The 15686-nt window shown below is 36.6% G+C and carries 13 protein-coding genes and 1 pseudogene; 9 read left to right on the top strand and 5 right to left on the bottom strand.

Annotated features, from left to right (window positions below):
• Positions 1–362 precede the first annotated feature (362 nt).
• The 9 genes and pseudogenes from CHU92_RS07315 (at position 363) to CHU92_RS07355 (ending at position 10785) form a co-directional block, all read left to right on the top strand.
• Entirely contained in the window at positions 363–2219 is a 1857-nt protein-coding gene (locus CHU92_RS07315) for a site-specific DNA-methyltransferase (RefSeq protein WP_094414114.1), read from the top strand.
• A 149-nt stretch (positions 2220–2368) separates the two neighbouring features.
• On the top strand, positions 2369–3262 hold the full coding sequence (locus tag CHU92_RS07320) for an Abi family protein (RefSeq protein WP_165764609.1): 894 nt from the start codon (positions 2369–2371) through the stop codon (positions 3260–3262).
• Positions 3263–3269: 7 nt separating this feature from the next.
• On the top strand, positions 3270–5573 hold the full coding sequence (locus tag CHU92_RS07325) for a DEAD/DEAH box helicase (protein WP_094414118.1): 2304 nt from the start codon (positions 3270–3272) through the stop codon (positions 5571–5573).
• A 6-nt stretch (positions 5574–5579) separates the two neighbouring features.
• Positions 5580–5801 (top strand): DNA modification system-associated small protein, encoded by a 222-nt coding sequence (locus CHU92_RS07330; RefSeq protein WP_094414120.1) that lies wholly within the window; start codon positions 5580–5582, stop codon positions 5799–5801.
• A gap of 23 nt (positions 5802–5824) precedes the next feature.
• A pseudogene (locus CHU92_RS07335) lies at positions 5825–6190 on the top strand (four helix bundle protein).
• An 18-nt stretch (positions 6191–6208) separates the two neighbouring features.
• A complete protein-coding gene (locus CHU92_RS07340; protein ID WP_094414122.1) occupies positions 6209–8209 on the top strand; it encodes an AAA family ATPase in 2001 nt (666 codons plus the stop codon).
• A 3-nt stretch (positions 8210–8212) separates the two neighbouring features.
• Positions 8213–9808, top strand: coding sequence for an ATP-binding protein (locus CHU92_RS07345; protein ID WP_094414124.1), 1596 nt, complete (start codon positions 8213–8215; stop codon positions 9806–9808).
• A gap of 231 nt (positions 9809–10039) precedes the next feature.
• On the top strand, positions 10040–10282 hold the full coding sequence (locus tag CHU92_RS07350) for a hypothetical protein (RefSeq protein WP_094414126.1): 243 nt from the start codon (positions 10040–10042) through the stop codon (positions 10280–10282).
• Entirely contained in the window at positions 10279–10785 is a 507-nt protein-coding gene (locus CHU92_RS07355; protein ID WP_094414128.1) for a hypothetical protein, read from the top strand. Before CHU92_RS07350 ends, CHU92_RS07355 begins: the two co-directional genes overlap by 4 nt.
• Before the next feature lie 234 nt (positions 10786–11019).
• On the opposite strand, the gene CHU92_RS07360 is transcribed toward CHU92_RS07355, so the two are convergent.
• From CHU92_RS07360 to CHU92_RS07380, 5 genes are all read right to left on the bottom strand, one after another.
• Entirely contained in the window at positions 11020–12000 is a 981-nt protein-coding gene (locus CHU92_RS07360) for a LuxE/PaaK family acyltransferase (protein WP_094414130.1), read from the bottom strand.
• A 77-nt stretch (positions 12001–12077) separates the two neighbouring features.
• Positions 12078–13073, bottom strand: a complete 996-nt coding sequence (locus CHU92_RS07365) for a T9SS type A sorting domain-containing protein (protein WP_094414164.1) — start codon at positions 13071–13073, stop codon at positions 12078–12080.
• 126 nt (positions 13074–13199) lie between these two features.
• Positions 13200–13517: a T9SS type A sorting domain-containing protein gene (locus tag CHU92_RS07370; protein ID WP_094414132.1), complete on the bottom strand. Its 318-nt coding sequence runs from the start codon at positions 13515–13517 to the stop codon at positions 13200–13202.
• Positions 13518–13623: 106 nt separating this feature from the next.
• Positions 13624–14184, bottom strand: a complete 561-nt coding sequence (locus CHU92_RS07375) for a hypothetical protein (protein WP_094414134.1) — start codon at positions 14182–14184, stop codon at positions 13624–13626.
• A gap of 65 nt (positions 14185–14249) precedes the next feature.
• Positions 14250–15668 carry a hypothetical protein gene (locus CHU92_RS07380; RefSeq protein WP_094414136.1) on the bottom strand — a complete coding sequence of 473 codons (1419 nt, stop codon included), beginning with the start codon at positions 15666–15668 and terminating at the stop codon, positions 14250–14252.
• Positions 15669–15686: the final 18 nt, after the last annotated feature.

The raw sequence follows: 15686 nt of genomic DNA on the forward strand, positions 1-15686 counted from the left end.
TTTGGGCGTGTCCCTGCGGGCCGGGCTTTCCGCTGTATCTTTTTTGCAGTAAGCCGCAAAAAAGGATGCCGCTGCAATCCCTCACGCGGGGGTGTGCGGTGAGAGGGGTGTGGGCGGTTTTCATAAGGATTTGTTAAAATTAATGTAAATCATTACTTTCGTAAAGGAAGAATGTAGCGCCCGGCTTTAAGGCCAGGCCTTTGTACTGCCCGGCAACAAAGCTACCTCCCAAAAGATAAATTTTTTGAAAAACTAAAAAAAACAACCTCTAAACTTTGGCAGTAAAAGCCTAACTTTTAAAAGAGTAGTACTCTCACCAAAATAGAACAAAAAGCGGCTAATAATCAGCGATACAGACAACAATGAACAAAACCGACCTCATACAAAAAGTAAAAGCGCTCGAAGGCCTAACGCAAGACGAACGTGCTTACCTAATCAATTTAGTAAATACTAAAAAGAAATACGGTTTGGTTTGGGAAGACAAACCTGAAGAAGTAGAAGAACAATTACGAGATAATTTACCAGTTTTAAAGGAAGTTAAAGACAAAGCAATTATCAACGGTGAAGAACACCCAAACCATATTTTGATAGAAGGCGACAATTTACACGCACTAACAGCTTTAACTTTTACACACGAAGGTAAGATTGATGTCATTTATATTGATCCACCATATAATACTGGAGCTAAAGAAGATTTTATCTACAATGATCATTATGTTGACAAAGAAGATGCATTTAGACATAGCAAATGGTTATCATTTATGCATAGAAGACTTAAAATAGCAAAAACACTTTTAAAAGAAGATGGTGTAATCTTCTGTTCAATTGGTGATGACGAGATTAGCCAATTAACTTTATTATTTAATGAAGTTTTTATTGAAAAAAACAAGTTAGGCGTTATTACAAGATTAGCTAAACCTGCAGATGATCAAGGTAATTATTTTTCATCTAGTAAGGATTATGTGATTGCATTTACAAAAAACATCAATCTACTTGCAAATTTTAAAGATTCTGTAAATGAGAGTCTTTTTAAAAAAGTTGAAACAGAAGGTCCAAAAAAAGGTGAAAAATATAGAGATGATGTTGCTTTTTATCAAGCTGCATTAGGAGTTCGTCCCAATTTAAGATATTATATTGAATGTCCTGATGGTTCATTAGTAATACCTCCAGGTAATACTTTTCCAGTTGAAAAATTTGATGGATCACAATCAATTCCTCAGTCAGATGAAGATAAATGTTGGAGATGGTCATTAGATAAATATCTTAACGATAAACATTTGTTGGTTTTTAAAAAATCAAACAAAACACCTTTAGTTGATGAATTTGGCAATCAAGCTAAATGGAACATCTACACGAAAAGTTATCTAAATGATCGTTCAGAAAAAGGAGCATCTCCAAGAGATTTTATAGACCAATTTATTAATCGTAAAGGTGCAGATTTAATAAAACAATATGATATTAAATTTAGTTATTCAAAACCTTTTGAATTAATCCAACATTTGATAAAAATAACTAATAAAAATAAAAACATTAATGTATTAGATTTCTTTGCTGGTTCAGGAACTGCATTACACGCTGTAATGAACTTGAATGATTTTGATAATGGTAAAAGAACATGTATCATTACAACAAATAATGAAAACAATATTTGTGAAGAAGTAACTTATCCTCGTTGTGAAAGAACAATAAATCCATACACAAATAAAAAAGGAAAGGAAATGCCAAGTTTTCCAAATAATAACCTACGCTATTACAAAAGCGAGTTTGTGAGTCGTGAAACTTCTTTAAAAAACAAAAGAGAGCTTACTTATTTAGCTACTGAATTATTATGTATCAAAGAAGATTGTTACAGCCCCCTAACCCCCAAAGGGGGAACCAAGCCTGCTAAATGGTATGCTGCGTTTACCAGTGCTAAATCGCAATTTATTGTGATCTATGATGAAGTGCGTATTGAAGATAGTTTCGAAATCATTGAAGCGTTGCATACTCAAAAAACAAACGACAACCCTGTAAAAGTATATGTATTTAGCCATGGTCAATATCCTTTCACGGAAGACTTTGAAGAGGTGTTGCCATTAATTACCCTTTGTGCCTTACCAGATGCTATTTACAAAGCGTATCAAAATGTATTGCCTAAAAAGAAACGTGAAGTTGTTCCTGTTTTAGAGGAAGATGCAGCAGGCGAAGAAGCAAATTTGTTCAATCAAGACACCCATTAAAATGTTAAATTCTTAAAAAATGAATTTATATTATAAATACATCAAAAATAGTTGTAATTTTGCAGGCAATAGTACCCACCATGCCTCTCAGCGATGCACACTTTGGTGGGTTTTCGCTTTTTATACTGTATCCTTAAATGCTACAAGCCATGCAGTATAAAAAAGCACCCATTACCATTACCGAACAAATAGAGCAACTACAAGCCAGAGGGCTTGAGATTGCTAATCCGGAAAAAGCAGCACATTATTTGTCTAACATCAGTTATTATCGCTTACGTGCTTATACCTATCCATTTCAAGATAACGATAAAGAAAATCAACCCTTTAACAGAAAAATATCATTTGATGATATCATCCATTTATACGTTTTTGATAGGCAGTTACGGCTTTTGGTTTTTAATGCCATCGAAAAAATTGAAATAGCTTTTCGCACGAAAGTTATCTATCATTTTTCATTAGACAAAGGCGCTTTTTGGTATGTAAATCCCTCTTTATTTAATAATCCGGTACAATTTGCTAACGATATTGCAAAACTACAAGAAGAAATAAACCGCAGTAAGGAAACTTTTATAAAACACTATCATAAAACCTACACCGATCCAAAAGTGCCGCCCTGTTGGATGGCATTAGAGGTGAGTAGCATTGGGTTGTTATCTAAAATATTTTCAAATTTAAAAGAAAACAAATGCAAAGATGCTATTGCTAAACATTTTGGTTTAAAGGATGTTGGGGTATTAGAAAATTGGTTACGCTGTATTAGTTTATTGAGAAATCTTTGTGCACATCACTGTAGAATTTGGAACAGAAGAATGACTAAACTGGCAATACCTAAAAAGCCTATATATGATTTTATTGAAAATAAACACATTATAGAATATAAACTATATGCTTATTTGTGTACCCTTCAATACCTACTCAATATCATTAGCCCTGAGCATAGTTTTAAAAAAAATTTAATTGCATTAATGGGTAATTGCCCTTTGGCACAAGAAAAAGAAATGGGTTTTCCAAAGAACTGGAACCAAGAACAATTTTGGAAGTAAATAATTTATGATACATTTAAAAAATTACCAAGAAGAAGCCGTAAACGACCTTACGAAAAACCTGTATAAGTTATTAAAAAGACCTGGTGCCCGACAAAATTTAATTTTCAAAGCGCCCACAGGTTCAGGTAAAACGGTAATGATGGCATCATTACTTAACAAGTTTTGTGAAGAATTACCGGAACGCTATGAATTAGAAAAACGCAAAGCGGCTTTTATCTGGATAGCGCCTAACAAATTGTACATTCAAAGTTACAACGCGATGAAAGGCTTTTTTGCCGAAATGCGTTCCATAAAACCTATTTTCTTTGAAGATGTTTCTAGCGATGAATTACTACCCAATGAAGTGTTGTTTGTAAATTGGGAAAGCATCAACAAAGAAAAAAACACGATGATTAAAGAAAATGAAACCAATAAAAATCTTTATAGTTTCATTACTAAAGCCAAATTAAACGATACAGAAATCATTGTCATCATAGACGAAGAACACATGTTTGCGAATACAAAAACAGCAAAACGTGCTAATGAAGTATTACAAAAAATATATCCAAAAGTAGAAATTAGAGTATCAGCAACACCAACAACCAATAGTGATTACAGAACTTTGGTAGAACGTCAAGACGTTATTGCAGAAGAAATGATTAAAGAAGGAATTATTTTAAATCCGGCTTTAGATACCATACAACAACAAGGGCGTTCATTAGAAGAAATTTTAATAGAACAAGCTTTAGCAAAAAAAGAAGAATTACGTGAAGCCTATGAAAATTTAGGTGTAAAAATCAATCCTTTATTATTAATCCAGTTACCAAACGACAAAGATGAAGGCAATTCAGTAGATGACCTAAAATATATTGATGTGGTGTTACAAAATTTAGAATACAACTACAATATTACAGTTAGCAATAACAAATTAGCCGTTTGGTTATCAGGCAGAAAAGACAATGTAGCCGATATTGAAAAACCTGATAATATGGTAGAAGTGTTATTATTCAAACAAGCCATAGCTTTAGGTTGGGATTGTCCTCGTGCCGGAGTTCTTTTAATCTTTAGAGAATTAAAAAGTACTACATTCACGATTCAAACGGTAGGTAGAATTTTGCGTATGCCAGAACAGAAGCATTATCCTAATCCATTATTAAATCAAGGATATGTATTTACCAATTTAAGTAAAAATCAAATAGAAGTAGTAAAAGATGATATGAGTTACATTACTATGAACAAGGCTCGTAGAATTGAAAACTACATACCAGTTCATTTAGATTCTACTTACATCAATACTCGTATTGCTAGAAATCGTTTAGGGGCAAAATTTAGAATGGCCTTGTATGAAATTGCAGAATTAAATTGGGAAGTAAAAAGAGAACTTGGTAAAGAAAACTTTTTTGAAACCAATAAACAATTACTAAAAAAGCGATTCATCAATACGGATATTAATACCATAGAAATTGTAATTCCAGAAAATTTACCATTAACTGGCGAGGAAGAAGTAGTGGGGGTTAAGGAAAAAGTAAAATTTGCCAAGACACCAGGTGAATTAGCACGTTTGTTTAGAAACTTTTGTCGTTCATTAACGGCTCCTTATGCAGCGGTAGATAGCACCCCTGTTTTAGAAGGAGCTATGAAATATTTCTTTGAAGATTATTTTGGTATAAATGAATGGGATGCCATTAAAATAATGCTATATGATGAAAACCTACCAATCTTCATCGAGCTAATTGAAAAGGCAAAGGAGCGTTATCAAGAAATGCAAGAAGAAAAGGCAAACAAAGCCACAAAAGACATACAAAATTACAAATGGGAAGTTCCTTTTGAAAGAATATACAATGAATTGTATGATGAAAAAGAGCATGTAGAAAAACACGCATTAAAACCTTTTTATGAATACAAAAGAGCTTCTTCACCTGAGGTTAGATTTACTGCTTATTTAGAGGAACAAAAAGAAAATCTACATTGGTGGTATAAAAATGGAGAAAAAGCAAAAGAGCACTTTGCTGTACCTTATGAGGATTATCTAGGCAAACAAAGTTTGTTTTATGTTGATTTTGTGCTACTAAATAAAGCGGGTATTACTTGTTTATTCGATACCAAAACAGCCGGTAGTGACCCAGCCAATGCTCATTTAAAACACAATGCACTAATAGATTTTATTGCAGAAAGAAATGAAAAAGGCCATAAAACAATTGGTGGAATATTAATTCCTAAAGAGAATAGTGGCACAACAACGTGGTGGTATTGTAAAAACAAAATCACCCATACAAAAGATACGAAAGGTTGGGACAGATTTGACCCAGCTCTATTAATTACAAATTAAAATATTATGGCTAAAAAAGGATTAGATATAACATTTGTCCATTACGGCATCCGAAAGGAAGATATGGATTTAATTTCAGTGCTATGCACCGAACATCAATTGGAATTTGAATGGGTAAAGGAAGAACTACTCAAAGAATTTCACGAACGTAAAATCCGCAATCAGGATATGGATGAAAAAACTCTGGAAAAAATAATTGAAAAAGCGTTGCTAAAGCTTAGGGGATAGTTGTTAGGTATAAGTGATAAGATATGAAGGAGAATAATTTGAAGAAAAAGAGTTTTGCTTTTGCAGTTCGTATTGTGAAACTGTACCAATTTCTTTCTATTGAGAAAAAGGAATTTGTACTTTCAAAACAGCTGCTGAGTTCAGGAACCGCTATTGGTTCAATGGTTCGAGAATCTGAACACGCAGAAAGCAAGTAGGATTTTATCCATAAACTTTCTATTTCACAAAAGGAATGTAATGGGTCAATTTATTGGCTCGAGTTACTAAATGCAACTAATTTCTTAAACAAATCGGAATATGAAAGCATAAATAACGATGCAGTGGAAATCATTAAAATCCTAACTACTATCATCAATAACACCAAGAAAAACCTAACCACTAACCACTGATAACTAAGAACTAAAAATATGTTGATAAAGAAAATAAAAGCCAAAAACTTTAAGACCTATCTCAATCTTGATTTAGACATAGCGGTTGAGCAAGACAAACCCATAATACTTATTGGTGGTGCCAATGGTGGTGGTAAAACCACCTTGTTTGAATCTATTTATGGTGCTTTGTATGGCTTGCAAATACACAATGCAAGGCAGTTTAAAGAGCTGTTGAACGCAGGAGCCATAGGTAAAGAGGACGAAAAAATAATGTTGGAACTGCACTTTACAGGAAAGGTATTGAATGAAGAACAACAATATGTGTTAACCAGAATATATATGCTCAATCCATCAGGCAATCCGGTAGAAAGTGTAAAACTGAATATGAACGGAACCATATTTATGTACGGTACAGCCACACCACCAGCCCAGCGAGCAGAGCAAGAAGCACAGGTCAATAAAATCATCAAAGCCAATTTGCCACAGGAGTTGAGCCGTTACTTTTTATTCGATGCAATGGAAGCCGGTAATCTATTGAAAGAAGACCAACTGAACAGGGTAATACGTGAGAACATAGAAAATGTAATGGGCTTCAACAAATATATGCAAATGAGTAAAAGTGCTGAAACGCTTTTCCAAACCTATACAGCCCAACGCCTAAACATTGAAAATGAAAAGAAGGAATATCTTGAATTGGTGGAGCAGAAAAAGAAATTGCAGGAACACCAAACATCACTTGAAACCCAATTACAAGATGCCCTGCAATATTCTGTAGCTAACAAAGAATTGTACGATAACCTAAAAATTGGTTTGAATGAGGAAACAACTATCAAAAACAAGATAGAGCAAACCAAAACTCATATTGAGAACATTTACAAGAAAGAAACCATTTTTCGTGATGAGTTAGATGAGTTTGTAAAAGACATTGAGTTGAATGTCTGTGTGCCAAAGTTAGTTGAAGCCGTAAAAACGGAAGTCAACTTAATCCTGAAAACCAAAAACGAACAGGAGCAACAACAAAACAGCAACATAGCCCCCGAACAAATAGAAGCCATCAGTACATCAATTGTTCAATACCTGTCCGAAAACAATTTGGTATTAAAAGCAGTAACAGTAGAAGAATTAGTTGACTATGTTATTGCTAAATCAGGGCAAACCAACGAAAAAAGCTTGTATGACTTTTTGGAATTTTCGGAAGTGAAGGCCTTGGAAGGTTTGCTCAATATGAGGGCCGCAAATACCTTCCCATCACTTAATCAGCAACAAGTTGAACTGAATTTTTCCATAACTCAAATTCCATTGTTCGAAAGTCAGGTTGAGCAAATGAAACAGCAAATCACTGGTAGGGATTATGTGTTGCTGAAAGCTTATGAAGACAATGAATCCAATATTAAAAAATTGGAAATTCAAATTGCAGAAGTAAAAGGCGAAATAATCAAAATTGAGAAACGGCTCCACCAATTTGATATTCAAACCAGCCAGGAACCAGATCCAAAATATGAAGCATTAGGTAAACTGAAAGGTTTTTTTGAAGATGTTGCCAACCGATTATTAAAAATCAAAAAGCAGCAGATTGAATTAAAAATGAAGCAAGATTTAAATATCAATCTTTCTGCCTACCATGATGTGATTGACAGAGTGGAACTTTCTGAAAACTTAAAGGACTTGACCTTTAAAATCTATCACAAAAAAGGTAATGAAATTTATTTGAGCCAGTTAAATACTGCATCCAAGCAAGTTGTTATTCAGGTTTTACTTAAATCGCTTCACGAGTTTGGAGACTACGACCCGCCAGTAATGATTGATACCGTAATGGGTGTTTTGGACGAAACAAGCCGAGCCATAGTACTGGAAAACTATTTCCCTGACCTGTCGCAGCAAACCATCCTATTGAGCAGTGATAGTGAAATAAGAATCGGTAAAGACCTTGAAAAAATTGAACCGTTTATTTCAAAAACCTACACACTTCAACGAGATAAAGAAAAACAGCTTACCGATGTTGTTAAAGGCTATTTTGGCGTAACCCTAAATGATTAAGCAATGAGTGTAATAAACTTACAAAATATAAGGCAAGCGGAAGGTTTAATGGACGACCTACACGACATCCGCTATAAGATTGAACAGCGTTTAAATCTTGAAAAATACACCACAAGCAATAAGCCTGTTACGATTAACGGAAATAAAATAATGCGGATTTGTTTATTGGCAGGTCTTTCAAGTAAAGAACAAAGAGATGTACAAGCCATTGAACAAATACAACTATCCAAAACCAGCAACAGGATTTTTGAAACCCTTTTCACCTTACACAATTTAGGTGGTGCCTATTCAGCACTTTTAAAATTGCGTTATCATGATTTACCAGTTGATTGGGAAAATACCACATTGAAAAGTAAAATCATCAATTCAGAAATTCTAAGAGGTAAAGATGTTTTATTGAAAGATGGAGTTTTGGATGATTGGTTATTAAATACCGTTACAACTTCAAAAGGTGGCAAAGCAGGTTCAATCCCATTTTTGAATTTAGACATTGGCTCCTATGAAGATGAGATTCCGGCAGCACTCAATCTTAATGGTAGAGACATTCCAAATACTCAAATTTTAGTTGCAGGCACCACAGGTTCAGGAAAATCAAATTTACTTGCGGTATTGCTGAATGAAATCCGAACACTTTCTATTGAAAGTTCATATCCAGTCAATTTTTTACTCTTTGATTATAAAGGCGAATTTTCAGATCCTGCAAACAATGGCTGGCTTCAGCTTTTTGAAACAGACCGGAGTGCCATACTTGACCCGATTTTGGCTCCATTGCCATTCTCTCCGTTCAAAGACTTTACAGGCAAACCGCAAAATGAAATTAATCTGTATTCAACAGAATTAGCAACTGCTTTATGTTCCATAGACAGAGCAACAATCAGTGCTAATATGAGCAACCGATTATCGGAAGCCATAATCAACGCATACAAACAAACATCAAACTCACCAGTAACTTTTCAAATCATTTTAGGCCAGTACACACAGCTTCAAAATGAGAGAGAAAGAGATAAAGATGATAGCGTAAAATCTGTTCTCAAACAACTGATAAGAAATAACTTATTTGCTTCAGAAGACAAAATTGATTTGATTAAGGACAGCTACATTGTGAAAATGGATGCTTTCCCAAAAGACGGCCCGATTGCAAAAGCTATTGTTTATTTTATTGTTTCCAAACTGAATACCATTTACGAGAAATTACCTAAACAGGCAGTTGATGAAGATTGTGTTGAACTCAGACACTTTACCATAATTGACGAAGCACACTATATGTTGGGCTTTGACAACAAACCGCTTCGTGACTTGATAGCAGTAGGAAGAAATAAAGGACTTAGTATTATTCTTGCAACACAAAATATGGACAGTTACAAGAGCGAGTATTTCGATTTTTATGCTAATGCACAATATCCATTAATTATGAAACAACAATCTATAAACGATGGTGTAATAAAAGATTTGTTTGGTGTATCAGGAACAGAATTTCAAGAAATCAAGCAAGCAATTGCAGGTTTGCAAAAAGGTGAGTTAATCATTAAAAATCCGACAGCGATAGCTTTAGGAATGGGTAAAAAATATAAAAAAATTAAAGTAAGGCATCTAATATGATGACTTGTCCTAAAATAGGTTGACAGTGCTGTGCCGAAATCCCTACGGGCTTCCCGCACAACCCTGTAGGCGATTTTGCCTAAGTTAGCCCTACAGGACTGCCCGACAACAAAGCGATGTGCAAAATGCAGATCACTTCGCAAATCAGCTAGGCCGTTATGGGCAATTGTTAAAAACTTCCATCACGAAATTCCGTAAAGATTATTAAATTGGTCATCTAATTTCTATCTAATGAAAAGTGAACAACTTCAAAAATTAATTGCGCAATTAGCTAATGCAAAAACTTCTGCAGAAGTTAGAACTGTTATTGACCAAGCAATAAGTTCGGGATTTAACGTTTTAGAACTATTAACATACTTTAAAGCTCATCCTCGAGATATCGAAACAAAATCTCAGGATCATCAAAATACAATTTCTAACTCTCAAAAAGCTGAAATAGTTATTCAGCAGTTGATGGCAAAATTGAGAGGATGATGGAACCATCAGTCACAGATTGGATAAGTGCTTATTCCTCTTTATTCTCGACAATCATTTCGCTCTGCATTTTATTTATTGCTTGGTTTCAAATCAAACAAGTAAGAGTACAATTGAAGAATCTAGAAGAGAGTCAACGTAATAGTACACTAATGACAGTTCTCGAATTAGAAAGTGAACTTAATAAAAGGAAAGAATATTTTGACCAATGCAGTTTTGAAGTAAGGCAATATAATATTGACATCAACTTAAGAGGTGAAAACCCGAATTCAGATTCATTAGAACTCTTACAAGACAAAATTAAAGTTTCTAGAGAAAACTATTTAAATGCGCTTGATAGATTATCATATTGCATTCTTCATAAGTATTTATTAGATCGTGATTGGAAAACTGAATATAGAGATGTGATATTTGAAGTTGTAGATAATTTTAGTGAATGCTTTGGAGTTTCGTCTAGATTTCGGAGTATTAAAAAAATTTATGAGAAATGGAAAAATGAATAATTCAAACTGCCCATTAAATTAATAACCTTTGCACAAATACTTTTTAAAGTTTGAACGTGGCAAAGATACAGAGCCCTAACGCGCAAGTATGTAGCCACCAAGGCACGTATGGCAGGTGGTGCTAACAAGGATGCGAAAACATACCTTTGGAAGCGACATCCTATGGAGATACAGCTGACAGCAGAACCACTGGTTATATAGAGGCGCGTGGCCGGCTGCTTCAAATCATTATCTTTAAAAAACCATAAGGTTGCATCCCCTGATGTCGGAATGATCAAAACGCCCCAGCACTTCAAAAGTGTGGTTGGGGTATTTTTTTCCCAAATCCTGGGTGGCAATAAAGGAGCAGGAATGGATATTGGCAAGGTCAATCACATTGATGCCCCCGGTTTTGCCATACCCGACATAGCTTAAGGCGTCTTCGGTATCGCGTATCAAAATATCCATCCACGGCGGGCATTCAAAAATGCCTTTGCCCGCCGAATAGGCTTGTGAAAGAAGTTCTGTCATGCCATATTCCGAATGTATTGCTGTCACGCCGAAACCCCTGCACAGCACTTCGTGCAGTTCCTCCCGGATCATTTCCCTGCGGCGGCCTTTCATGCCCCCGGTTTCCATAATGATGGTGTTTTTCAGGCTGAAGTGTTGTTTTTCCACCAGGTCGAGCAGGGCATAGGTGACCCCTATCAGCAGTACGTTTTCCCCTGTGGCATCAAGCGTGGTGAGCTTGCTTATCAGTTCGTCATAATTATGCAGGTAAAAACCGCTGTGGGGGTTGCCGGAGCGCTTTATCAGGTCCTCAACCATGTAGATTAATGACGATCCATCACGCTCCAGGTAGGACGGTAAGAGGGCCAGGACGGCATAATCTTCAATATTTCCGTAAAAGCGTGAAAAACCCAGCCGGAAACTCTGCTCATACAGGCCCAGGTCCGTTACAAGATGCCTGCTGGTTGCCGTCCCTGTAGTACCGCTGCTGGTAAAAGTTGCCTCTGCAGGGGTGTCGGAGCTCACCACGTTGTGGGTTTTGAAAAACTGTATGGGCAGGAAAGGTATGGCCTGTAGTGATTTTACTTCGCGGGGGCCAACGTGCAGGAATGTGCAAAAATCCCGGTACACCCTGTTGTTGGCAAACTGGTGGCGGAACACCTTCAGGGCCAGTTTTTCAAATTCTTTTTTAGAGGACAGGGTAAATATGTCGGCAGCGGTAACCAATGTGTTGTTTTGTGCAAAAGTACAATAAAAAAAGCACCGCTTAGCGGTGCTTTTTGGTTATCATAAAGAAGTTGTTATTACCTTACTACGAGCTTGCGTGTAGCGGTTTTGCCCTCTTCGGTGATTTTTACAATGTAAACACCAGAAGTAAGTGAAGCAACATTTACCGTGCCGTCAACTACTTTAGTGTTAAGTACCTGCTTGCCAAGCACATCATATACCGCGATAGTTTTGTCAGCACCGCTGTCAGAAGTTATGGTAAGCACATTGCCGATAAGCGGGTTAGGGTACATTTTTAGGCCTGAAATGCCATCAAATTTTCTAGTTGAAGCCACATCAGCTGATGTTACAGAAGCCCATGTAGAACCAAGTCTTATCTCGTCAATTTCAATATTTCCTGTTCCTGAAGTTGCATTACCACCCTGACGTACTGTTAAAGAAAGAATTTGTGCTGGAGCTGCAGTAGTTCCTGTTGCATTAGTTATTGTAGGAGTACCTTCTGAACTTCCAATAGCGGGGTTTACATAAAGGCTAGCTATATTATTAGGCATATCATATTTTATTACTACAAAAAGTGGTGTGCCAGGTGTATAGTCAGTAGAAATATAACTAGGAGTTACTGTACCCCCTGTACTATTTAATATTCCTAAGTTAAACGTATCCGCAACCGAGCCCAATTTTATATAAAGGCGACAAGGTAAAGTATTTACTGCTGCTCCAGCAGTCGAACCTAGTGACATAAAATAGTCTCCGTTGCCAGTATTAACAGCTAATCCAGTTGTATTTGGTAAATTAATAACTGCTGAATAATATACACTACCTGTTAAAGCTGCAGCTGATGCCTTGTTAACATCTTCGCTATTACCAGCTACAAGAGTAATCTTATTTCCTGTTGAATTTAGGCCGGTGTAATTCAGTGATCCAGTAATTATCTGAAGTTGACTAGCAGTACCACTATGTGTTGTCCATCCATTTGTTCCGCTTAATGCACCTGTTCCGGCAAATGGCTCAGCAAATTGAGCAAACGACAAACCTGCAACGAACAATAAAGATAAAGTGTAAAATTTTTTCATGTTTCTGTTTTTTATATTTTCGGGTGTAAAATTAAGCAAAATATATCACAAAAAAGGGTTGTAATGTTTTTAAATCGTTAATTTTCAAAATGGTTTTTGAGAGGAAGGTTTAAAAAAAAGGAAGTTTTATTTTACTATAAGCTTGCGTGTGGCGGTAGCCTCGCCCTCTTTTACCTTAATAATATAAACACCCGGGGTCAGGGCGCTTATATTGAGTTCTTTGGCGCTTATGGTAGCGGCCAGTATTTTTTTACCTAATACATCATAAATCTCCACTTCTTTATTAAGGGATGATTTTGAGGTAATATATATCCTGCCGGTACTCACCGGGTTGGGGTATATGGTGAGGCCGTCTATGGTTTCCCCTTTTTTCTCCTGGGCTGCGGCGCCAAGGGTAAAAAGGAAAAACAACAGTAAAGTGATATAAAAGTATTTTTTTTTCATTTAATTTAAAATGATGCCGTAAAGGTAATAATTTAATTTCAAATAGTATACCAAAAAAAATGAGGCTGCAATTTTAAGGTTCCGTGCAGCCCCGTTAGTTTAAAATCTAAGGTATGATCAATTTTGTTTTCCAGCCGCGGCTGTTTTTGTCGTAATATGTATTTTCGTCCGGGAACTCTATGTAGGACTCACCGTTTGCATTTTTGGTATAGTAAGGTGACAGGTCTTCTCCGTCAATAAATTTTTTAAAGAGTAGGGCTGTTTTTTGCTTTAGTTCCCCTTCTTCCATTTTCCACGTGCGGAACACTTCTTCATATGCTGCTATTTCCCCTTTTGCATCAAATTTAAGCTTACCGCCCGTAGCCACTTTTTTCAGTTTGAGGCTGGGCGCTATTTTGGCAATGGCAAAATATACTGTGCCAGTTTTATCATCTTTATAATAATGCAGTAAATCGTTTTTCTGTGCCATGATCCTGTATCCGTTGTCATAAGCCGCGTCAAATTTTTTGTTCCCTTCAGCATCTTTCGGGGCTTTATTTATGTAGCGGGAAACAGCATACTTGAAACTTTCCTGTTCGGCAGGGCTCAGCTGTTGGGGGTTGCTGTTTTTTTCTTTGCAGGATACAAATGTTATTGTTAAAAGCAGAAGTAAAAGTAGATTGCGCATATAGTAGAATTTAAAAAAGAGCCTAACCGGGTGGTTAAGCTCTTCAAAAATATGATTTTATTTTATTAGTAAGCCTTGTTGATAGGGTTAAATTCAGCCCATCCGTCTGTCCAGTCCGTAGCTCCGAAAGCACCCCTGTAAGCAACCTGTTCAAATCCGCTGCTAAGCCTGCTGTTGGTAAATGAAGCCCCGGTAGTAAGCGTACCTGAAGTTACCGCAAATGTTGGGTTGGCAGTGTAGGCTGATGGTAAACTAGTACCAAAGAATATATTGGTGTTAAAGCCTAATTGACTGTAAATTTCAGGGAAACCTCCTGCAGGAAGAGATGTAACAGTTGTGTTGCCGTTAGCAGGAGCATTCCACAGTGTCTGAAGGTCTGTAGCAGTAGCAGTCATACCTGTACCTACACTGAATGTTTGAAGATCAGCTACAAGAATGTTGTTAAGTAATGCACCGGTACCACCATTATAGTTATTATAAACAGTTTGCTGGTTCATCCTGATACCCCTTGGATAACCTACAAAAACAGAGTTTGCAATGGTGGCGGCAGCCCTTCTCCTCAGGTCTATTGAGTGCTGGAAGTTAGCATTGATGCTTTGTGTGTTCACAGCTCTTGGCCCTACACAGGTAAAGTTAGAGAATACACCTGTGGTAAGGAAAGCAGTTTCATTATCGTTCGGGCCATTATCAATTTCAAAAGAGTTAGAGCCAGACTGGTCAGCAAAGCTAGGGTAGCGTACTTCAAGGCCAAACTGTACTTTTCCGGAGAAACCGAAGTCAACGTCAAATGAATCGTCCCATGTAGCAAAAGCGATAAGGTTTTTTGCATTCACAGTACCGCCAAACCACTCAAAACCGTCATCACCGCCAAAAGATACCTGGCAGTTTTCAATATCGGTCTGGTTTCCAACACCACCAAGAGTGATAGAGTTGGTTTCGTTGTTTGGAGTAAGCTCGATACCTGCAAATTCTACCCTTACGTTCCTAAGCGTTCCTGAATCATCACTGTCATTATCACCACCATAGTTTACCTGCGGGCTGATACCTTCAATTGAAGGGTTAGACTGATTTACCCTGGCTCTTCCAAGGATAACAAGGCCACCCCAGTCACCCCTGTCCCTGCTTCCTGCAGGCAGTGCAGAAGTAAATACGATAGGCTCAGCCACAGTACCGTTAGCAATAATTTTATTACCAGGAGTTACAATAAGTGTACCCCTTGATGTTTTATCGCCCATAATAACAGTGCCCGGCTCAATAGTTAGGGTTTGGTTAGTGTTGTTTGTAGTGTTACCCACAAATACCTGCCCTTTTAAAAGATATTTTTTATCTTTTGTAAGCGTTCTTGTTGAAAGTGTTCCGGTAAGCTCAACAATGTTGTTGTTTCCGCCGCCGTTGTTATTGTTGTTGTTGCTGTCATCGTCACTGCACGATGTAAAAGCAGCCATCAAAGCAAAAATGCCTGTCAGTAAAAGACTTTTTTTCATAATTGATTTAGATTTAAA

The sequence above is a fragment of the Flavobacterium cyanobacteriorum genome (assembly GCF_002251835.1).
In the GTDB taxonomy this organism is placed as follows: domain Bacteria; phylum Bacteroidota; class Bacteroidia; order Flavobacteriales; family Flavobacteriaceae; genus Flavobacterium; species Flavobacterium cyanobacteriorum.

Excerpts from the sequence above, each read along its gene's own strand:
- CHU92_RS07355 (WP_094414128.1), top strand. The coding sequence starts at position 10,279 with ATGATGGAACCATCAGTCACAGATTGGATAAGTGCTTATTCCTCTTTA.
- CHU92_RS07370 (WP_094414132.1), bottom strand. The coding sequence starts at position 13,517 with ATGAAAAAAAAATACTTTTATATCACTTTACTGTTGTTTTTCCTTTTT.
- CHU92_RS07320 (WP_165764609.1), top strand. The coding sequence starts at position 2,369 with ATGCAGTATAAAAAAGCACCCATTACCATTACCGAACAAATAGAGCAA.
- CHU92_RS07350 (WP_094414126.1), top strand. The coding sequence starts at position 10,040 with ATGAAAAGTGAACAACTTCAAAAATTAATTGCGCAATTAGCTAATGCA.
- CHU92_RS07380 (WP_094414136.1), bottom strand. The coding sequence starts at position 15,668 with ATGAAAAAAAGTCTTTTACTGACAGGCATTTTTGCTTTGATGGCTGCT.
- CHU92_RS07375 (WP_094414134.1), bottom strand. The coding sequence starts at position 14,184 with ATGCGCAATCTACTTTTACTTCTGCTTTTAACAATAACATTTGTATCC.
- CHU92_RS07365 (WP_094414164.1), bottom strand. The coding sequence starts at position 13,073 with ATGAAAAAATTTTACACTTTATCTTTATTGTTCGTTGCAGGTTTGTCG.
- CHU92_RS07325 (WP_094414118.1), top strand. The coding sequence starts at position 3,270 with ATGATACATTTAAAAAATTACCAAGAAGAAGCCGTAAACGACCTTACG.
- CHU92_RS07340 (WP_094414122.1), top strand. The coding sequence starts at position 6,209 with ATGTTGATAAAGAAAATAAAAGCCAAAAACTTTAAGACCTATCTCAAT.
- CHU92_RS07330 (WP_094414120.1), top strand. The coding sequence starts at position 5,580 with ATGGCTAAAAAAGGATTAGATATAACATTTGTCCATTACGGCATCCGA.
- CHU92_RS07345 (WP_094414124.1), top strand. The coding sequence starts at position 8,213 with ATGAGTGTAATAAACTTACAAAATATAAGGCAAGCGGAAGGTTTAATG.
- CHU92_RS07315 (WP_094414114.1), top strand. The coding sequence starts at position 363 with ATGAACAAAACCGACCTCATACAAAAAGTAAAAGCGCTCGAAGGCCTA.